This is a genomic window from Streptomyces sp. NPDC107546, from assembly GCF_055639175.1.
The window spans coordinates 83,506-103,441 of record NZ_JBVKBA010000025.1 but is presented as its reverse complement, the minus strand read 5'-3'; the positions used below and the strand labels follow the sequence as shown (position 1 = coordinate 103,441).

The 19,936-nt window shown below is 69.7% G+C and carries 17 protein-coding genes and 1 pseudogene; 4 read left to right on the top strand and 14 right to left on the bottom strand.

Annotated elements, in window-relative coordinates; all coding sequences use genetic code 11:
* Positions 1 to 630: 630 nt before the first annotated feature.
* Positions 631 to 1,071 (top strand): annotated as a pseudogene (locus tag ACZ7L1_RS29615) (zinc-binding dehydrogenase); the annotation flags it as partial.
* A gap of 497 nt (positions 1,072 to 1,568) precedes the next feature.
* Complete coding sequence (locus ACZ7L1_RS29610; protein WP_471441306.1) at positions 1,569 to 1,769, top strand: hypothetical protein; 201 nt, start codon at positions 1,569 to 1,571, stop codon at positions 1,767 to 1,769.
* 42 nt (positions 1,770 to 1,811) lie between these two features.
* On the opposite strand, the gene ACZ7L1_RS29605 is transcribed toward ACZ7L1_RS29610, so the two are convergent.
* From ACZ7L1_RS29605 to ACZ7L1_RS29575, 7 genes are all read right to left on the bottom strand, one after another.
* Entirely contained in the window at positions 1,812 to 2,321 is a 510-nt protein-coding gene (locus ACZ7L1_RS29605) for a hypothetical protein (RefSeq protein ID WP_471441305.1), read from the bottom strand.
* 35 nt (positions 2,322 to 2,356) lie between these two features.
* The gene (locus tag ACZ7L1_RS29600; RefSeq protein WP_471441303.1) at positions 2,357 to 2,953 is read right to left on the bottom strand and encodes a DUF6262 family protein; all 597 of its coding nucleotides are present in this window, start codon (positions 2,951 to 2,953) and stop codon (positions 2,357 to 2,359) included.
* A complete protein-coding gene (locus ACZ7L1_RS29595) occupies positions 2,943 to 4,916 on the bottom strand; it encodes a tyrosine-type recombinase/integrase (RefSeq protein WP_471441301.1) in 1,974 nt (657 codons plus the stop codon). The genes ACZ7L1_RS29600 and ACZ7L1_RS29595 overlap by 11 nt, the downstream gene beginning before the upstream one ends.
* A 530-nt stretch (positions 4,917 to 5,446) precedes the next feature.
* A complete protein-coding gene (locus tag ACZ7L1_RS29590) occupies positions 5,447 to 6,472 on the bottom strand; it encodes a tyrosine-type recombinase/integrase (RefSeq protein WP_471441299.1) in 1,026 nt (341 codons plus the stop codon).
* A gap of 201 nt (positions 6,473 to 6,673) precedes the next feature.
* Entirely contained in the window at positions 6,674 to 6,955 is a 282-nt protein-coding gene (locus tag ACZ7L1_RS29585; RefSeq protein WP_471441297.1) for a hypothetical protein, read from the bottom strand.
* A complete protein-coding gene (locus ACZ7L1_RS29580) occupies positions 6,955 to 7,188 on the bottom strand; it encodes a hypothetical protein (RefSeq protein ID WP_471441295.1) in 234 nt (77 codons plus the stop codon). Before ACZ7L1_RS29580 ends, ACZ7L1_RS29585 begins: the two co-directional genes overlap by 1 nt.
* Before the next feature lie 670 nt (positions 7,189 to 7,858).
* On the bottom strand, positions 7,859 to 8,602 hold the full coding sequence (locus ACZ7L1_RS29575; protein WP_471441293.1) for an SDR family oxidoreductase: 744 nt from the start codon (positions 8,600 to 8,602) through the stop codon (positions 7,859 to 7,861).
* A gap of 104 nt (positions 8,603 to 8,706) precedes the next feature.
* Between ACZ7L1_RS29575 and ACZ7L1_RS29570 the strand changes: the two genes are divergently transcribed.
* Positions 8,707 to 9,555, top strand: a complete 849-nt coding sequence (locus tag ACZ7L1_RS29570) for a LysR family transcriptional regulator (protein WP_471441291.1) — start codon at positions 8,707 to 8,709, stop codon at positions 9,553 to 9,555.
* 253 nt (positions 9,556 to 9,808) lie between these two features.
* On the opposite strand, the gene ACZ7L1_RS29565 is transcribed toward ACZ7L1_RS29570, so the two are convergent.
* The 7 genes from ACZ7L1_RS29565 to ACZ7L1_RS29535 all read right to left on the bottom strand — a co-directional run bounded on the left by ACZ7L1_RS29565 (position 9,809) and on the right by ACZ7L1_RS29535 (position 18,312).
* Positions 9,809 to 10,762, bottom strand: a complete 954-nt coding sequence (locus ACZ7L1_RS29565; protein WP_471441289.1) for an anti-sigma factor RsbA family regulatory protein — start codon at positions 10,760 to 10,762, stop codon at positions 9,809 to 9,811.
* Positions 10,759 to 11,103 (bottom strand): STAS domain-containing protein, encoded by a 345-nt coding sequence (locus tag ACZ7L1_RS29560; RefSeq protein WP_079102860.1) that lies wholly within the window; start codon positions 11,101 to 11,103, stop codon positions 10,759 to 10,761. The genes ACZ7L1_RS29565 and ACZ7L1_RS29560 overlap by 4 nt, the downstream gene beginning before the upstream one ends.
* Positions 11,104 to 11,246: 143 nt before the next feature.
* Positions 11,247 to 14,027 carry an AfsR/SARP family transcriptional regulator gene (locus ACZ7L1_RS29555; protein ID WP_471441287.1) on the bottom strand — a complete coding sequence of 927 codons (2,781 nt, stop codon included), beginning with the start codon at positions 14,025 to 14,027 and terminating at the stop codon, positions 11,247 to 11,249.
* A 286-nt stretch (positions 14,028 to 14,313) separates the two neighbouring features.
* Entirely contained in the window at positions 14,314 to 15,657 is a 1,344-nt protein-coding gene (locus ACZ7L1_RS29550; RefSeq protein WP_471441285.1) for an FAD-dependent oxidoreductase, read from the bottom strand.
* A gap of 286 nt (positions 15,658 to 15,943) precedes the next feature.
* Positions 15,944 to 16,336 (bottom strand): DUF397 domain-containing protein, encoded by a 393-nt coding sequence (locus tag ACZ7L1_RS29545; protein WP_471441283.1) that lies wholly within the window; start codon positions 16,334 to 16,336, stop codon positions 15,944 to 15,946.
* On the bottom strand, positions 16,320 to 17,498 hold the full coding sequence (locus ACZ7L1_RS29540; protein WP_471441281.1) for a helix-turn-helix domain-containing protein: 1,179 nt from the start codon (positions 17,496 to 17,498) through the stop codon (positions 16,320 to 16,322). The genes ACZ7L1_RS29545 and ACZ7L1_RS29540 overlap by 17 nt, the downstream gene beginning before the upstream one ends.
* A gap of 205 nt (positions 17,499 to 17,703) precedes the next feature.
* Positions 17,704 to 18,312 carry an ATP-binding protein gene (locus ACZ7L1_RS29535; RefSeq protein ID WP_471441279.1) on the bottom strand — a complete coding sequence of 203 codons (609 nt, stop codon included), beginning with the start codon at positions 18,310 to 18,312 and terminating at the stop codon, positions 17,704 to 17,706.
* Positions 18,313 to 19,471: 1,159 nt separating this feature from the next.
* On the opposite strand from ACZ7L1_RS29535, the gene ACZ7L1_RS29530 reads away from it, so the two are divergent.
* Positions 19,472 to 19,915, top strand: a complete 444-nt coding sequence (locus ACZ7L1_RS29530; protein WP_471441277.1) for a group I truncated hemoglobin — start codon at positions 19,472 to 19,474, stop codon at positions 19,913 to 19,915.
* Positions 19,916 to 19,936: the final 21 nt, after the last annotated feature.

The window sequence follows — 19,936 nt, the reverse complement described above, 5'->3', positions numbered from 1 at the left end:
ATGATCCCAAACAGGTCTGTCAACGAGTCACGAAGGGCCATCCAGTCCCGACAGGTTACAGAGCGTGAGAGCTCCACAGAAGTTGGACCAGAACCGAAACCCGTGAACAGAACCAGGGGATGGTCCCTCCGGTGGCTCGGCCACAGTCAGGTTTGCGGAGTGCTCCCCGCACCCGCGGGGATGGTCCCCCGGTGTACTGGCGGGCGCCGACCGTGGCGGTGTGCTCCCCGCACCTGCGGGGATGGCCTCGCGGATAACGACTACACCGCTCTGGGCGGACTGCTCCCTGCGCTTGTGGGGATGGTCCCAGCTCGGGCTGATTCTCGAAGACGGCATAGCCGAAGCGTCGGTTGCGAACGAAGAGCAGGTTCCGGCGGAGTGCGCCGCAGACGTCCAATCCACCATGCAGGGATCGAAGTCCAGATGGAATCTGCCCCCGCCACGCACGCACACCTCCGGGCACGCCAGCACGAACTGTTGGCTGAGCTGGAGAGGGTGCAGCAGCAGCTGGGCCAGCTGGAGACGAAGGTGGTCGTGTCGCAGTGGTGGCCGGCGCCCAGTGGTCCGATGGGGCGAGGCAGGTTCACCCAGCTGTCCAGCGCGGTGAAGAACGGCGTGCCGCCGCCCACCACCGAACTGGACCGGATCGATCCCGCGGTGGCCTCCCACGCCGTCGCCCTCGACTCGGGCGACACGGCCGCCGCGATCCGCGCCCACGCACCCGACGGCGTGGACCGGATCATCGAGGTCGCCCTGTCCGACAACGCCGACCTGGACGACGCCGTCGCTGCGAACGGCGCGGTCATCGCCGCGTACGCCACCCGCTCCGACCGCACCGAGATCCCGTTCTGGACCCGGCTGTTCAACAACGTCACCCTGCACCTGCTCGGCAGCGACGACTTCCCCGCCGAGGCCAAACGCCAGGCCGCCCGCGACCTCACCGCCGCGGCGGCCGTTGGCGCCCTCACCGTCGATGTCGGCGCCCGCTTCCGGCTCGCCGGCATCGCCCAGGCCCACGACCGCATCGAGGCCGGCGGCCGCGGCCGCGTCCTGATCGACATCCCCCAGTAGAGAAACTGTGGGTCTGCGTGGTCGACCCCTCGGGCAGGCCCTCGGAGTGGGCGGGGCACAGGAACGCGAGCCAGGCCACGCCGGCCGCGTCGCCCACGGCCGGACCCTTCCGGAGCGCCGACGCCTTCTCGGTGCGCTCCAAGACAGTGCGCAGCGCGCTGAGCTGCCGGTGGCCAGAGAGCTACTGAACGACGGACGGCACGCGGGCTCCTTCGCGGGTTAGACCTCGATGTACGCGACGACCACGACGGTTATCTCGGGTCTATGTGGCCTCGTTGCAGCTCAGGGCTTCGCTGTTGTGTGAGGGACGTTAGCGACGGTCCCGCTTCAAATAGGGTGACGGGGTGTCTCAGAGTCCTGATCAGCCGCTTCTGCCGTCTCGTCATCAAGTTGGCAACCTTCGTGACTTCCTCCATGGAAGGACGTACTCGGCTGCCTCAGTCACCATCCGGCTCGACGGTGCACCGTCTCATGCTGCGGGCTCGCCTCTGGATGACGTGAGCAGAGTCTCGAATGCCCTGTATGAGGTTGTCGACGGTCTTGCCAGGCGGGTGCTGGACGCGGTTTTTTCCGGGCAGTCGAACGCTGAGGCGCGTGACGCATGGGTCGCGCTCTTGCTGATCGCCCAGAACTGGCGGGACTCACCTGATCTGCCGGCAGACCTGAAGACGATGGTTGATGAGGCCCTTCCACTCTGATGGGCGGCAACGGGTGGATCGTCACCAGCCGAACTCCTCAGGTCACGGCTCCTGGTGTCCAGCTGCGCGGAGTCTGGCAGCGGCTTCAGCGGGTGTGTCGTAGTAGCCGGGTCGAGCCAGGAGGACCGAGCTGAAGTAATAGCCCTGTTCTTCGTCGGGTTCGTCGTCCGCTTCGAAGGGGCGCCAGAAGCTGAGAAGAAGGTCTGGCGCGATGAAGGAGGCCGGGTCGTCCTCCGCCTCGATGATCGTGGCGAGCCCGCGCAGCAGGGTGACCACCTCGGCAGCGGGCAGACCGAAGACGTCGATGCCGCGGAACCGGACGATGTCCTGGCCGCTGGCGGGTCGACCCAGCTCGATTGCTTCGAGCTCGCCGCGCGAGCAGTGAATGCTGACCATCAGGCCGCTTGGCCGGAAGACGAACCTGCCCAACTGGTCTGATTCCGAGATCGCTGAGGGATCGCGGAACGAGGCGAGTGCCTGGTCTGCCGCCTCGCGGGGCATGCCGATGACCAGGGCGCCGAGACCGGTGGGCGGCGTGAGTTCGAATTCCATGCACGAATGATTCCAGAACCGATGATCGGCGGGATTCAGGGCTCTGATGGCAACCGATTCTCGTTGCGGATCATGCGGCGAAGGCTTGTGCGTGCGGCTGCCAGGTCGTCCTCAAGCTCGGCGACTCTCTGCTGGAGTCCCGTGTTCTGAGTGGTGGCCTGCCGTTCCGCCGTGGACAGTCGGAGGTTCTCCTCCGTGAGTTCATTGACGCGCTCGACCAGGTCGTGGTTGCCGAGCTGCTCAACCTGCTGCCCAAGGTGAACGCGAGCTTGTTGCCGCAGCTGCCCGTTCTCGGTTCTGAGCCGTTTGATCTCTTGTCGGGCGAGAAGCAGGTCGGTGCGCTCGCTGGCGAGGGAGACTTTCCGTCCGCTCTGCTGGTCCTGGTGGCCTTGGGCGGCCTGTCGGGCCCGGGCCTGATCGATGCGTTCGCGCAGGCCAGGGGCATAGACGAGCCAACTGGAGACGCCAGCTTCGCGGGCGACCGCGGCGAAGGTGATCCGGCGGTTGTCGCGGAGCATGTCCTGGACGGCCTTGAGGACGCGTCCGCGTTTGTCGGCACTGTCCCGTTGACGTGCGGCTTTGAGGACCTCAGCGGGCGTCCTGGACGGCTTTGCGGACGTCTCAGCAGGCATCCGGGGCCTCCTTGCGGATCACGGTCAGCGGCAGCAGCTTGTGGTCCCGGGTCGCGCGGACCTTCCGCAGGACCGCGCTGGCCTCCTCGATCTCCTCGCGCTCGTCCGTGGGGAGCTTGCTGAGCCGGTCGCGCATGGTGTCGGCGACGGTCGTGAAGGCGGTGATCTGGTCGGTGAGGTTGCGGACGACGAAGTCGTCGGCGTCCATGGCCTTGGCGGTCTCGCGGTCGGCCCGCAGGTCGTTGACGTGCTCCTCGATCGCGGGCAGGTAGGACGGGTCGGGGCGATAGAAGCCGCAGCCGGCGCACTGGAAGCGGATCGCACAGGCTTTGCCGCCGGCCTTGACGTTGCTGGGCTCGCGGCAGTTGCCGAACGGGACGGCGACCGACTGGGCTTCGTAGTCGGTGGTGCTGGTGAACGGTGCCGGCCGTCCGGAACGGTCGATGGTGTGCCGCCGCATGGTCGTGATCGCTTCTCGTTTCCGCTTCAGGGACACCTGGTAGTACGACATCGTGGTGACGATCGACCGGTGGTCCATGAGCTCTTTGAGCACGTCAACGGGGACACCGGCGTCGGCGTGACGCTGGGCATAGGCATGCCGGAACGCGTAGGGGAAGATCAATGTGCGATCGAACGGCAGCCTGTTGCCCTGATCGTCCAGTTCGTCACTCAGCAGCACCGGGATGGCCGCGACCCAGTCCCGCATCGCGCTGGCCAGGCTGGACCCCATGTGCGCGATCCCGCTGCGGCCGGTGATCGACGGGAACAGGTACTTCCGGCTGCGGGAGGGAACCTCCAGCTCGCGTCGACGGGTCTGCCAGGTCCTGATCACCGCGGCGGTCTCGCGGGTGATCGGCAGCTTGCGTCCGTAGCGGCGCTTCTTGACGTTGTCCCAGATAAGGGTGTCTTCGACCCCGCGGGTCTCCAAGCACTTCAGCCGCAGGCTGGCGATCTCGACGGGACGGCGGCCGGTATCACGCAGGATCAGGTAGGCCGTCTGCATCATCAGCTCGACGTCGGCCGGCTCCATCTCGCCGTAGGGGAAGCCAGCTCCCATCAGGGCAAGGTGGGCATCGAGCTGGGCGATGACGGGCTCAGGGACGGCCCGGCCGGCAGCGTCCTCGCTCGTCTCCTCGGGCGGCAGGACCAGTGTCTTGTCCCGGTCGAAGCTGCCGGGCATGCCGGTCAGCATGTCCGTCTTGCGGCCGAAGTCGACGATCTCCATGAAGCTGCCGAACGACTGCTGGCGATGGCTCCGGCTGGCGAGTTCGTCATCGGTGGTGCGGCGGATGCGGCTCATCGCGGTGAAGACCGCCTGCATGTCGGCGAACCGCAGTTTCGTGTAGTCCTGGCCCCCGCCGGGCCGGGCATGCAGTGCATCGGAAGCAACGACGCAAGCAGCGAACACCCGTTTGAACTTGCCACTGTCCAAGCTGACCGTGGTGGCCCATGTCTTGATCACTTCCCGGAGCCACGGCTGACGGATGGCGGAAGCGTCGACCTGCCCCGGGCGGTTGCGGCGCCCGCCCAGCGCCGGGGACCGCAGATTCATCCAGCCCAGGTCCCAGGTGTCGGTATCGGTGGGCGTCAGACCGCGGAACGACAGTGAGGCCCGGCGCAGACCGCGGACGGTCTCCCGGATCAAGGCCACGAGGTTGTGGTGCTTGGCGGCCCCCTCGATGAAGGACGCGACGTCCACCGTCAGCAGGGTCGGGACCCCCTCCAGCCGACGAGTCAGATGGCGGGTGGCCATCGGCTCGATGATGCCGCCGCGGGCATCCCGTTGCTGCAGTGCATAGAGAAGCTCCCAGCGGACAGGCTCCTCCAGGTCCCGCAGGGTGAACTGGTGGGTGAGCAGACGGGTGGCCGCTTGCCGGGCCCATTGCTCAGGGTCGCGGGACGCGCCCGCTCTCTTCTCACGGTCCCACCGCTGAACGTGCGGACCGCAGAGCCCGGCGACCACCCGCTGGTTGAAGCAGCCCCGGACGATGCAGGTCGGCCTTGCTTCCAGCGGCTCCGCAGTGGTGACAGCCAGCCATTCCTCGACGGTGGCCTCCGGATCCGGGCGCCGGCGCCAACGCGAGTAGTGGGTGCGGCAGAGCCTGGCGCTGTAGGCCGGCCGTTCGCATCTGCCGGAGGGACCTTCCAGAGCGCATGGCTCCCGCTCGGCCCCCCATTTCGTGCGGATCCGTCGGGGCCGCCGGTAGGTGGCGACAAACTCTTCCCGGCTCAGCGTGCTCGTCCTGTGAGCATCCAGGCAGTGTCGGCAGAGCAGGTTGCGCGAGGGCATCACGGTCCAGCACGAGGTAGTGGCGCACTTCGAGGCCGAGGTGCGCGGGTTGTCCACGTCGCCGTCGAAGAACCATGCCTGCTGTGACCATTCACCCGGCCGCCAGAGAGGATCAACCTGTTCTTGCAGCCAGCTCGTCCAGGCCGCCAGGTCGAGGGGAACGACGTCGGAGAGCGGCTCCGCTGTGATTGGGGCGGGACTGGTCACGAGCGCCTCCCCGCTGCCACCAGCTCGACTGCCGCCCGCTTGTCCGCGTCACTGGCGTGCAGGTAGGGCGTCAGCGAGGACCGGGAGACGTGCCCCATCAGGTCTTGGACCACGTCCTCGTCGACGCCGGCGCGGACCCAGGCCGTGGCTGCCCCGTGCCGCAGCATGTGCGGACGTGCGGTGAGCTGGGTCTTCTTCGCCAGCCGGTCGAAGAGCTCCTTCGCCGTGCCGTAGCGCATCGGTCGCCCGAGCGGGGCGTGGAAGAGGTTCACGAAGACCATGTCGCAGCCGGCCGCCTCGGGGACCTCGTCCCGTTCGAGTTGGTAGTCCGCATAGAGCCCGGCGAGATCCTCGGTGACCGGGATGGCCCTGGCGAAGCGGGACTTGGCCAAGGCTCCGTTGGCGTTGTTCGCCCGCCGCCGGACGTGGATGTGCGGGCCCTCGACCCGGCATCCGAGCATCCGTGAGTCGCTGAGCAGGTGCATGTCCTGACGGCGTAGTCCCAGGGCCTCGCTGATCCGCTCTCCCGTGCAGCCGAGCAGGGCGATCAGGAACCGGTCGCGGGCCCGCGTGGCGACCTGGAACAGCTGGTCAGCCTCCTCCGGGGGCAGATACTCCACGGCCTCTTCGGACGGCTCCGGCAGCTTGAGGATCTTCGTCCTCACGGTGCGGAACTGGCCGTCCTCGCCCGCTTCTTTGCCCGGCGGAAGCCAGCTCAGGTACTTCGTTTCCGACAGCCGGCCCACAAGCTCCGCGTCCACCCACTCGTTGCGCGAGCAGAACCGCAAGAACTCGCAGACCCCGGTCATCACCGCGTTCGCGGACTTCTCCATCCGGAAGCGTGGCGGGGACGACAGCCGCGGGCTGCGTGGCGGTAGCGGCTCGTCCACCAGCCAACGCAGGAACCGGGCCAGGTCGAGCAGCGTGATCTGTTTCCAGTCGAGGCCGCGTTCGGAGCACCAGGTCAGCAACAGGGCGGAACGGATGCCGTACGCCTTCTCGGTGTTGAACGACCGACCCATGTCCCGCAACGAAGCCAAAAACAGGCAGGACTCATGGTGAAGCCGGTACGACTCATCGACCACGACCCACAGCGGGCGGCCGTCGACTGGGGACTCGGCGCATGCAGCACGGAACTTCATGACACCGATGACTGACCGTCAAGACGTGCCTCACAACCAGCAGATATCTCACAGTCACACGGACTGGTGAGCCCATGTGCCTCACACAACAAGGGCCAGATCAGGACCGCAGATAACGACGGTGCGCAGCACGGTGACGAAGTACAGGACCCGGACGGCTTCGACTTCGTCGGTGTACTGGCGCAGCTGGGGGCCGGCGGTGTCGCCGGGGATCGGCTCGCCGACCTCCGGGTCGACGGAGATGACGACCAGGGCGCGGTCCAGGGCGTGGATCTCCGCCTCGCTGGTGATGTTCTCCAGCTGCTTGGCGGCGGAGTCGGAGAAGGCGACACGGGCGCGGCGCGGGCCCTGGTGCGGGGCCATCAGGCGACGGCCGGGCGCTGGCCGGCGAGCCGGGCGAGGTGGGCCTCGCGCAGCTCCTCCCACGGCGTGCAGTCCTCCACCGAGGGCAGGCCGTTGGCCGCGATGTCCTCCAGGACGGCGGCGAACTGGTCGGCTCTCTCCCGGGTCTGGGCGGCGTAGGCGCGGACCGCGTCGGCGGCCGCGGGCTCCAGCTGCTGCCGGGCGTGGTCGGCGGTTGCCGGCTGTTCGCTCATCGAGGGCTCCAGAAGGCAGAACTGGCATCTCCCTCAACGGTATCGGCCGCACCGGGTGCTGGGGACCACTCCGGACGAACCGGCCCGTGCGAGCGGGTGGGCCCCAGCGACCCAGGTGGACCCAGCCACGGGCCCCGTTCGTGTCCACACCAGAGAAAACACCGGTATCGGGACCCAAGGACCCAGGTTCTGCGCTGGGTCCACCGTGGCCGGCCCACTGGCGATGACACAGATCAGCTGATCAGCGACACAGACAGGCGTGTCCACCTGGGGGAACAGCCAGTTGATGACACAGGTGACCCGTCTCAACGAAGTTTGACCGTGGTTTCTCACCGGTGGGTGTGGCCGGGAGTCAGCAGTGTCAGAGCGGGGGTTCGGTGGAGAAGGTGCCAGTCCAGACGGGTTCAGCCGGTTCAGGCCTCGGCTCTTGAAGAACTCGCACGGCGTCCTTGATGCAGCTGAGGTCGACGAGGCGCCGGGCGAGGAGGGAGCTTTTGGTGTCACCTGGAAGGCAGGCAACTTGTCACAGACGCCCGGTGCCTTTCGATCCCTCACCTCGTGGTCCGCCGGCGGCTCGGGCTCGGCGGCCGTACCGACATGACGTGACATGACGGCGGTCACGAGGACGCGCATGCGCAATCCTCCCGGGGTGGCGCGAACCGGAAGCGCGTCACCAGGGCACCTCCCCCTCGTCGTCGAAGAAGCGGCCCGTCGGCCCGTCGGCCGATACGGTGGCCAGCCGGATCGCGGCGGCTGCGCCTTGCTGGGGGGTGCGCACTCCCCGGAAGCCGTTGAGGTCGGTCGCCGTGTAGCCGGGGCAGACGGCGTTGATCAGGATGTGGGTGTCGGCCAGTTCCTTGGCGTACTGCACGGTGACGGCGTTGAGGAACGTCTTCGACGGAGCGTAGGCGATGGCGATGGGGCCCGTCTCGGCGCCAGGCGTGGTCTGGAGTGTGAGGGAGCCGACGCTGCTGGAGACGTTCACGATCCGCGGCGACGGCGAGCGGCGCAGCAGCGGGAGCAGGGCGTTGGTGACGCGGATGACGCCGATCACGTTGGTCTCCACGGCCGCCCGTACCCGGTTCACGTCGACCGTGGTGGGCTCCTGCGGTCCGCCGCCGGTGATCCCCGCATTGTTGACGAGCGCGTCAAGCCGCCCGGCCCGCTCCTCCATCAGCCGAGCCGCCGCTGTCACGCTCGCGTCGTCGGTCACATCCAGCGGCACGCCGAACGCGTCGGCTCCGGCCGCGCGCAGCTTGTTCACAGCGGTCTCGCGCCGTTCCTCGTTCCGCGCGCCGATTCCGACGGACCAGCCGAGGGCGCCGAGCCCGGCGGCGATCTCGTACCCGATGCCCTTGTTGGCCCCGGTCACCAGCGCGACCTTGTGGTGGTTCACGGTGTTCGTCTCACTCATGACATCGATACTTCTCCCCCGCCGGGCAGGGCGTCCAAGACCGACTGGGTGGACGGCGATACCGCCCGGGTATCGCTCCTGGCCGTCCCGGTTAGGCTGGCGGGATGGAGACACGTGAGCTGCGGTACTTCGTCGCGGTCGCCGAAGAACTGCACTTCGGCCGGGCCGCGCAGCGGCTCGGCATCGCCCAACCCCCGCTGTCGCGGGCGATCGGCGGGCTCGAACGGCGCCTGGGCACCCTCCTGCTGGAGCGCGGCAGCCGAGGTGTCGCCCTGACCGGCGCAGGGGCGGTGCTGCTGCGGGAGGCGCGGGCGGCGTTGGACGCCGTCGAGGCCGCCGAACGGCGCACCCGCCGGGCCGCCCTCGCCGCGACCGGCCGCCCCGCCGTGGTCCTGGCCGCGAAGGCGGGCGCCTCCGGCGAACTGCTGGCGAAACTACTCGACGCCTACGCCGCCGAGCCCGGCGCCGTCGCCGTGGACGTCGTGCTGTGCGGACCGGGCGAGCAGGCACGGTTGCTGCACGACGGCCGGGCCGATGTAGCCCTGCTGCATCGGCCATTCGACGACACGGCCGGCTTCGACACCGAGGACCTGCACTCCGAGGGTCAGGTCGCGATCCTCCCGGCGGGCCACCCTCTCAGCGCCCGCCCCCACGTGCGGCTCGCCGAGGTCACCGACCTTCCCGACCTGCCCCTGCCCCGCTGGCCTCGCTCTGACGGCACCTTCCCGGACGGCCCCGGACCGCAGGTGCGCGACCACACGCAACTCACTCAGCTCATCGCCCTCGGCCGCGCCTGCGCGGTCGTGCCGGAGTCGGGCCGCACCGGCCTGCGCGAGGACCTCACCGCCGTACCGGTCCCCGACGCCCCCCACGTCACCACTGTCATCGCCTGGCCTCCACACAGCCGCTCAACGGCGGTCGCGGGGCTGGTCCGCGCCGCCACTGCCCTGTGACCGACGGCGGTGAACGCCGGGACACCGTGCTGGGTTTCGGGGACAGCGTCCGGTCTGCCATCAGCTCCCGACACATCGTGCGGTACAAGGTGACTGGCCTGCACCGGCGTTGCCGGAACCACAGCCAGGCTCCGACGCGAAGACAACAAGCCTGCCTTGGTGACACCTAGGCCAGCCACAACAGGCCGCCTGGAGCAGATCGGGCGCCGATGAGTGGGAGCGCTTTGCCCTCACAGAGCCACCGGAGGCGCCTCTACTTCCTGCAGATCCGCAGGCGTACGGCGGTGCCCTTGGGCCCGGTCCGCACCTGAACGGTGTCGCAGAGCATGCCGACCCCCCAGATGCCGAACCCCGACTTCAGGGCGGACTCCGGTGGCACCCAGCTGAGGAACTCCTCGGGCTGCCAGTGGCCGGAGTCGGTGATCTCGCATACGAGGCCGTTGTCGGGCCATACGCGCAGGGACACCGGCGCCCGGCCGTGACGCAGGGCGTTGGTCGCCACCTCGGTGACGCCGACGAGGACGTTGTACAGCCCGTCTCCCGCCACTCCGCAGTTCTTCGCCTGTTCAGCGACGAAGGCCCGTACCGCGTGCAGGTCGTCCGGACGGACCTCCATCGAGGCGGCGGAGTGCGGGGAGGACGGCAGCGGCCGGTTGTCGACGTCGGCGACGAAGTCCCGGGGGTCCCGGTAGTCCGGGTTCTGCCGCAGCCGGGCGCCCTCGTGGATGTTGGGATGGGTCTGGCGCACCAGGGAGATGACCTCGGGGGCCAGAACCGAGGTGTTGTAGCAGCAGTAGCTCCGGAAATCCGCGTCGGCGAAGCCCATGTTGAAGATCGAGTCGTACCGGACCCACTCCATCGCGTCCGGGTACTGCGACCAGTCGGCCGACGCGACGACCCACGCCGGGCGCGAGCCGAGCGTCCTGGCGACGGCCATCATGCCGGCCATGGCCCGCACGGGAGTGCTGTAGAAGTCCGACGGATCGATGAACTGCACCGCCACGGCGTCCCGGCCGAGCGAGTCGCGCAGCACCTCGGCCTCCTGCCGGGGGGTGACCGCGAACGTCGGGTCGCCGGCCTCGATGCCCTCGCGCAGGTGGGGGATGGCGCCCGCGAGGAACTCCTCCTCGTCGCCGTACAGAAGAGCGTAGTGCTGGACTCCCTGACCGGCCTCCACAGGCTGATCCGCGGGTGCCTCGGCGGTCATGACATCTCCTTCCGCCCCTGGACGAGTCCGGGCAGACGCTCCCAACTGACTGTCTGGATCAGGTTTTCCATCTGTGGCGACAGGTTGTCCAGGACGAGCCGGACCCCGTTGCCGCAGCGCTCCACCAGGCACGTCAGCAGCCGCAGGGCGCCGAGGTCGATGAAGCGCAGCCCGCCGAGGTCGAGCCGTACATCGCCGCCTTCGGCCGCCAGCGGGGACAGCGCCTCGATGACCTCCCGGTGCCGCGTCGCGTCGAGCTCCCCCTCCAGGCGCAGGCCGGGAGGATCGGCGGTCGGCGTGATCCGGAGCATTCGCTCGTCGGGGTGGGCAATGACTTCCATGAGGCCTACCAGGTTCTGGGTGGGTGAACTCTTGGAGTGGATCGAGGGCCCGACCGTAGAGGAAGCGGAGGCTTCCCGGAAGGCCCCGGAGCAAAGTACCCGGCGGGGTATTCCGCCGAGCCTATAAGCCCATTGATGCACCGTCACCTCATGCTTCCCTCCGCGGCTTGTGGCCCGACCCGCAGTGTCAGGCAGGCAGGGAAGAACGCGCTCCAGGTGTATCCGCGCCAGCGCACGTACGCGGCGACGTTTCCGTCCGCGAGGATGGTGGCGCGTCTCATATGCTCCTGCGCCTCCTGGATCCTGCCTTCGTCGAAGAGGATGAAGCTGATCTCGTTGAGGGCGAGGCTCTCCAGGGCCCGCTCGCCGGTCTCTCGCGCGTGCCGCAGGCTCTCCCGCAGGCAGGACAGGGCGTCCTCGGTCCGGCCCAGCCCAAGGTACGCCCGCCCGAGATTGCCCAGGCCGGTCATCTGGGCCATGAGGTCGCCGGCTTCCCGTGCCAGGGCGAGGTGCCGGTGCTGCACGCCGACGGCCTCCTCGTAGAGCTCGCGTTCGGCCAGCGCGTCCGCGAGGTTGCCAAGGGCCCGCAGCTCGCCGTCCCGGTCGCCGATCTCGCGCCAGAGCGTGAGCGCCGACTCCAGGCACTGCCGCATCTCGTCGTACCGCCGGTGCAGCCAGTACACCGCGGACAGGTGGTCCAGCCCCCACGCCTCGCTCTCCCGGTCGCCGAGGCGGCGGGCGGTGGACACGACGACTTCGGCCAGGGTGTGCAGCTCCCGGGCGCGGGCGTGCGGGTAGAGGTACCAGTGCAGCGGCCGCGCCAGCCGCATCGCGAGCCGGGCCGTGGGGTCGGTCTGGCCGGCGGCGTGCGTGACGGCGGCCATCAGGTTCGCGCGCTCGACGTCCAGCCACGCCTCGGCCTCGCGGCGGTTCCTGATCGGCGTCGTCGGCAGCGCGCCGTGGGCGGACGGGTCCTTGGCGGGGCGGTGCGGAGGCCGCGGCGGCACGTCGAGGAAGGCCACCGCCCGCTCGGCCGTGGCGAGGTAGAAGCGCAGCACGCGTTCGAGGGCCCGTTCGCGCTCGGAGGCCGACTCCTCCGCGTACACCTGCTCACGTGCGAAGAGGCGGATCAGGTCGTGCATCTGGTAGCGGCCCGGGGCGAGGCTGTGCAGCAGATGCGCGTCGACCAGCCGCTCCAGCGCGTCCTCGGCCCCCCAGCTGTCGACGCCGAGCAGCGCGGCCGCAGCCTGCAGGCCCATGTTCGAACCGGGCAGCACCCCGAAGAAGCGGAAGGCGCGTGCGGCGGCCCGGTCCGTGGGGTTCTCGCTGTGGCAGATGCCGTCGTAGCTGGCGTGGAAGCTGGCGCGCACCGACAGATCGCCCACCCGGATCTCGTCGAGGCGGTTCTGAGCGTCGGTCAGCCGTTCGACGAAGGTGCTCAGGGGCCAGCTGGGGCGGGCTGCCATGCGGGCGCCGACGATGCGCAGGGCGAGCGGGAGGCGGCCGCACATCTGCACGATCGCGTCGGTCGCCTCGGGTTCCGCGGCCACCCGCTCCTTGCCGACGAGCCGCTCCAGCAGAGCGGTCGCCTGGTCGTGGAACATGACGCCGAGATGGAGATGGGTGGCGCCTTCCAGGGAGGTCAGGATCTCGCGGCTGGTGATCAGCACCGCGCAGCCGGGACCGGCGGGGAGCAGCGGCCGGACCTGCTCGACGCCGGCCGCGTTGTCGAGCACCACCAGCAGCCGCCGGTCGGCCACCAGCGAGCGGAACGTGGCAGCGGCCTCCTCCGTGTTGGAGGGAATGGCCACCTCCGGAACGCCGAGCGTCGCGAGGAACCGGCCGAGCACCTCACCGGGTTCGAGGGGCGTCAGCCCGGCGGTGGCCCCGTGCAGGTCGACGTAGAACTGGCCGTCCGGGAAGCGTTCGGCGAGCTGGTGGGCGGTGTGGATGGCCAGAGCCGACTTGCCCACCCCGCCGGCACCGTCGATCACGGCCATCGCCACCCGGCCCTCGTCGCCGTCCTGCAGCAGCTGGTGCAGCACCGAGCTCTCGCCCGCGCGGCCGACGAAGGTGGTGCTGAGGTGGGGAAGCTCCCTGGGCACCACAACGGGCCTGCGCTCGGCGGCCCTCGCGGGTTCGGCGGGCGGCCGGGCCTCGAGCAGCAGCGACGCGTCGGCCCGCAGGATCTGCTGGTGCAGCTGTTGCAGGGGCGGGCCCGGCTCGATTCCCAGTTCCTCGGCCAGCTGGTGCCGCAGGTCCTGGTAGGCGGCCAGCGCGTCGGCCTGCCGGCCCGCCCGGTACAGGGCCAACATGAGCTGGCCCCGCAGCCCCTCGCGCAGCGGGTGCTCGGCCACCAGTGCGTCGAGTTCGTCGAGGACGGCCTCGTGGCGGCCCAGCCTCAGCCGGGCCTCGATGCGCGACTCCCGCGCCTGCGTGCGGTACCCCGCAAGGCGCATCGCCTCGGCCTCCAGGGCGGGCGTCGGCGGTACGTCGGCGAAGGGGGCGTCGCGCCACAGTCCCAGGGCCTCTTCGAGCCGCTCGGCGGCGGTCTCGGGCGCACCGCCGTCGAGCTCCCGCCCGCCCTGCTCGATCAGCTCCACGAACCGGTGGGCGTCGACCTCGCCCGGTGCCACGACGAGCCGGTAGCCGTGGGCCCGGTACCCCTGCGCGTGGGTCACCAGCAGTCGGCCCGACTCATCCCCAAGCGCCCGCCGCACCCGCGACACATAGCCCTGCAGGAGCTTGCCGACGCTCTGCGGAGGGTCGGCGCCCCAGAGTTCCGCGACCAGCCGGTCGGTGGGGACCACCTGGTTGGCGTCACACAGCAGCACCGCCAGCAGCATCCGCCACTTCGCCGGGGCGAGGGGGATCTCGTCGCTGCCGCGCCACAGCCCGAGAGGACCGAGGACCTGATACCGCATGCCACGCTCCGTCAGTCGTCACCCGTGCAAGGCAGGCCTGACGCAAGCCGGTTCCGGAGCCGGACACGTGCGGAAGCCGGGGAACCGGCCACGGACAGCCACCATATGACCTCCAGCGGTACCTCGAAAGCGCCGAGCGCGGGGTTCGAACATCCTGGGCGCAATCTCCGCGGGCGGCAAGGAACTTGCCGACTCGCGTGCGACCGGCGGGATCCGTTCCCTTTTGTTCCCTCCGCGCTCCGAGCGCGGCGCCGGTGCGCCGCGCTTCAGGGCCGGAGAGCGTACGTCACCCGCGGGCCGGCGACCGGCGGGCGGCCAGCAGGCTGCGGACGACCGTGGCGGGCCGCAGGGCCGCGCTCGGCGGAGCCAGCAGGTGCTGCATGTCGAGGACGACGCGGTGCGCGTCCACCGAGACGTGGCTGGCCAGCAGCACCTGGCGGACATAGCGGTTCACCAGGTCGGTGCCCGGCGGCCGGCGGCCCACCGTCTCCGGGTACATGAAATCGCCGCCCGTCGCCACCTGCCACGGGCCGGCGATCACCTTGGCCGCCGCACGGTAGTAGGCGCGGGCCATCCTTGAGGACGTGGTGCCGAACCGGTCCAGGCAGCAGCCGAGTTCCACCGCTTCCAGGGCGGCGACGCTCATGCCCTGCCCGTACACCGGATTGAAACTGCACAGGGCGTCACCGATCGCCACATAGCCCGAGGGAGGCCGCCGCAGCCGCTCGAAGAGACGCCGCCGGGCCTGCGGATAGGTGAACCGTCGCGCGTCCTCCTCACCCACCGGCTCGGCGCGGGCGACCAGTTCTCCGACATGGGGGGTCGGCAGCTCGGCGGCGAACTTCGCGAACCCCTGCGGATCGACGGGCGCGTGGGTCCCATGCCAGCCGGCCAGGGTGACCATCCACCGGTCGCCCTCGACGGGGAAGACGGCGGCCGCCCGCTTGTCGTGCGGGGGAACGCCGGCTATCAGGTAGAGCAGTACGTCGTCGAGCAACCGGTCGTCGGCACCGCGCCGCAGCAGGCGGGTGGCGTATCCGACGTCCACCTTGACGGTGGCCACCTCGGGGGTCGAACAGCCCAGGGCGTGCAGCCACCGGTCGGACCGCGTACCGCTCTGTCCCGTCGCGTCCACCACCAGATCCGCGGCGAGGACCTCGCCCCCGTCCAGTTCGACCCCGGTCACCCTGCCGGCGGACCCGGTCAGCCCGCACACCGCGAGGAGGTCGCGGACCTCCACGGTGGGCAACGCGGACACGCGGGCCCGTACCGCGTGCTCCAGGAAGGCGCGGCTGAGGCTGATCCCCTGCAGTCCGGTGGCACAGCGGATCCGATGGCCCCCCATCTGGTGGAAGAGCAGGTCCGACCCGGGATCGAAGGGCACCGCCCCGCCCGCGACGAGCTCGTCGGTGAGACCGGGAAACAGCTCTTCGAGCGTGCTCTGCCCGCTGACCAGCAACGCGTGCGCATGGCCACTCTGCGGCACGCCTCGCCGGTCTCGCGCGTCCCCGGGCAGAGCGTCCCGGTCCACGACGGTCACCCGGGTGAACCGGTCGGCCAGCGCACGCGCCGCGACAAGTCCTGCCATCGACCCGCCGATGACCACCGCCTGTGCACCGACCGAACCCATGGTCGGACCTCCCTTCGAGGGAACCACCGGCCTCAGCCAGTGGGAGAATCGAATCCTTGGCGTGCCCGGCGCCGCGACGAAGACGCACCGGGCCGCGGCGCGGAGGGCGGCCGGGTCCCGCGCCGGGTCCCGCGCCGGGATCCGGCGCCGGCGGCTCGAGGGCGCGCCGTACATCCACGTGCGTGCGTGGGTCGCCTCACGGAGCCTCCACAACCCCGGTGAAAGTGGTGCCGCGACAGTTCACGGCACCGGGGCAGTCTAGAAGTGCGGGGTGGCATGGGCCACTTCACGGAACGCCGACCTGTGCCGCCAGCCAGTACGAGCGGCCCAGGGGAACGACTTCCCAGTGCCCGTCAGGCGCATGGCGGGGGCACGGACGTGGGGTGGCGGCCCCGGACGAAACGTCCTGCCGCTTCAGGAGGAGCCGCGGCGCAGCCGTTCGGGTGCGTCCGGCGGTGGACGGTGCCACCGGACGGGTAAGTGCCCAACCCCCGCCGTCTCCCAGGGCCGTAAGAAATGCCTGCCACTGTTCCCGACCGAACCCGAACGCCGGGCCATCGGGGTCCTTGCTGTCCCGGACGTAGACGGCGTGTCCGGCATCGGCGACCTCCACACAGTTCCCTCCGTTTCCCATGCTGTAGCTGCTCTTGCGCCAGTGCAGTTCAGTCGGGTCCACCATCGATTTCCTTTCGCAGCCGACTTATGAGGGTGCGCGAGTCCTGGGGGGACAGCGCGTTGGCCTGGATGAGGTTGAAGGCGAGCTGATGCTGCCGGAGTTGATGGGCGTCGTTGGTCACCTGGCCGCCGATGAACGACTCCCCGTAGAGGACGTCCGGGCCCTCCCGGAAGCCCATGATGCGGAACGGGGTCATGCCCCCGGGGTGCTCGCGCACGCTGAACGGGATGACCTGAAGGTGCACCTTGGGCAGCTCGGCCAGGGTCACCAGGTGTCCGAGCTGCTCGCTCATGGTCCGGCTCCCGCCGACGCGCCGACGGAGCACCGCCTCGTCGAGGGTGATCATGATCTGCGGTGGGTCGCGTCTCTCCAAAATGCGCTGCCGGTCCAAACGGGCGGTCACGTACTGCTCGATCTGCAGCGCCGGGGCCACCGGATGGGCGGTGGTGAAGACGGCCCGGGCGTAGGCCTCGGTCTGCAGCAGACCGGGAATGGCGACAGTCTCGAATTCCTGGACGAAACTCGCCTGCTGCTCCAACTCGATGACCTGCCAGAACCAGTCCGGATAGGCGGACTTGACGAGGGAGGGCCACAGAGCTGCCAAGGCGCCGTCCGCGCCGAGCAGCCGGTCGGCCTCGACGGCGAAGCCGCGGGAGGGCATCCCCTTGGCGTTCTCCACCCGCTCGAGCTCCGCCTCGGCGCACCGCAACCGCTCGGCGACCTCCCGGCGGGCGAGTCCGGCCGCCAACCGATACCGCTGCACCGTGCCCCCGAAGCGGGCCAGTGCGGAGGGCAAGTTCTCACCGCGAGACTGCGTCGGGCCGGCCTCCGGCGCCCTCACCGGTACCAGTCCCCGGCCGGCCGGTGGTTGCCAGGCCACCGTCCCGTCCGGCCCGAGCGCGGCCCGAGCGATCGGCGTAGGCAGCCAGGACGACTTCGGCTGCCGCAGCGCCGCCGGAACGCGGCTGAGCAGCCCCCAGGAATGCACGCCCGGGCGGGCCGCGGCGGACAGGGCCGCCTCGATACAGGCCCGTGCGCTCTGCTCCGTCGCACACGTACCGCACGGACCCTGCTGGTGTCTGCTGTCGCAGACCTGGTGCACCTCCCACGCGTACAGGTGGCTGTGTTCCAGCGCGGATGAACTCCGGCCCATGCTTCCGGTCACGCCGTTCACTGGTCCTCCCTCAGGAACTGCGGCCTACCCGACCACCGGTACCGGCTCAGGCCGATGCCGGGTGTTCGGAGGTGTATTCGTCTTCTGCTGTTCGCGTCTTGTCGTTCGCTCTTCCGCCGTGTGCGTCGCAGGTCGCCGCCCGGGGTACGGCGATCGGTACGGAGCCGCGACGCGGCCCCCGGCCGGCCCACGCAGGTCATCGAGGCGGCGTCCCGCCGCTCCCGTCGATGGCGACGGTGCACCAGGTGGTCTTACGGCCACGGCGGTCCCGGCGCGCACCCCAGGCGGACGCGATCGCCTGCACGAGGAACATCCCTCGGCCCTGCTCCTCCTGGGGACCCGCCTGGTGGACGACGGGCTGTGCCGCGGACCCGTCGGTGACCTCCACCAACAGGCGGTCACCGATCTGCATCAGGTCCAGGGTGATCCAAGTGTCGGGTGCGTACTTGATCGCGTTCGCGAGCAACTCGCTGACGAGTAACCGGCCGTCGTCGACGACTCCGGACGGGCACCCCCAGGAGAGGAGGGCCTCGCCCACCGCCGCGCGCGCCTTGCCGACCTCGGACGCCGCCGACCGGAGGTGGAGGTGCACATGCCGGCCGAAGCCGAGGTTGCAGTCGGAGCACACGAAGCTGTGGAAGCCGGTCGTCCCTGCCTCGGCCCCGGTGTCGATCGGCATCCGGAAGTCCGCCGCCTCGCGGTCGTCACGGGGGTACGGCGTGGCCGACCGCTGCCGAGGCACCTGCCCGCCGTGCGACTGTTCATGAGGTACCGCACGGTGATGCGGATCATGAAGATAGGTCATGACACGCCCCTCTGCCGCAATGGGCGGGCGTGGGGGCCGCTGCCGCTCGGGATCTGGGGGCAATGGTGCGATCGGCGCTTCGGCGCCCTGGCACGGCGTCGACGCGGAGCGCGCTGACCGGGGGCCCGCCGTCGTCGACACCCGGTATCCCGGGCGAGGGACGTTCGCTCCCTGCGTTTCCAGACATCGATGCCCTCCCGACAGCCGTTCACCGAGGCAGCGGCTCCACCGCGGCTTGTCCGAGCTTCACCCTGCACGACCGGGGGAGAGCGGCGGTATATCGGCGGTATCCGTCCGGTCGCGGGCAGCGCGTCCGTCGTCCGAACCGAGTGGCGCGCCGTCAATCGCGGCGGCCCGAGGAGACGAGCTCCAGGACGATAAATGCACCGCGCACGATCTATCGGCATGAAGGGAGGCGCAGACCGGTTCCTCCGGTCCGCGAGCACGAAAAGACGAAACCGACATGGAATCGGAGACGGATTCCTCTATTCCTGGTTGCCCCCCACACCGATCCGCGGTTCGCCGCTGCCGTCGATACGCGCCGACTCCCTTGGCAAAGGCCCTCGGTCAACTCGTCCCGAACGGTGGGGACATCACCGTATCTTCGAGATCGCCCGCGAGCCCGGAGCCACCACAGGCTGACGCCGCCTCGGCGTCGCTCACGCAGCACTTGTTGGATGCGCCACACCGACCAGTGGCGATCAAGTCAAACTTGCCGTCGACGTCCTGAATCCCCTCCGGGCGCCGACTCCAACTCCCGCTGGCTGCAGCCGTGTTACCGCAACAGAGCCCAACCGGCCGGCACCGATCGAATCACGCCGCCGCATGGGATGAGACCGTGGTTCCAGGCTTGCGACCCACCGTCAACTTACGACAGGATCACGGCCGTCCGCTTCCGGCTGAATGGGGTCACAGCCCTGCCTCGGTGCACGCACCACCGGGTTTGCCTCGGGCATACACACCGGGGTGCCGGCTCGGTGACGCCCTGACCGACATCGTCGCCTGCGGCGGGCGCGGCGGTGTATGAGGCACGTGGCTGGAGATCCCGGCTGTGGCCGGACCCGCCACACGGGGAACGGGGGCGCGCATACCCGGGGATGAGGCACACCGACGTGCCGCCATCTGACGACCACAGATGAGAAAGGCCCAAGTGACAGACATGACGCTGGACGAAGCCGCCGCGACGCACGCGAAGGAGCCGGCCGCCGACCAGCCGGGAAGCCCCGTGTTCTACCAGCAGATCGGCGGCGCGCAGGCCGTCAGAAAGGTCGTCGACGATCTCTATCTCCACGCGTTGAAGGACGAGCAACTGTCCCCGTACTTCGACGGCGTCGACCTGCCCACGCTCAAGCGCCACATGGTGCTGATGCTGACCAAGGTCCTCGGCGGCCCGGACAACTACGCCGGGCGAGGTCTGGCCGAGGCGCACCAGGGCCTGGACATCATCGGGGAACACTACGAGCGGGTGGGCCACGTCCTGCTCGGGGTGCTGTGGGAGAACCGCGTCGGGGTGGACGTGCTGATGCACGTCTCCGGCGTGCTGACCGCGGTCAAGGAGCAGATCGTCCGAGAGCCCGGCGCCGAGCTGGTGCGGAGAGCCTGACATTGTGGTTGACGCTCGCCG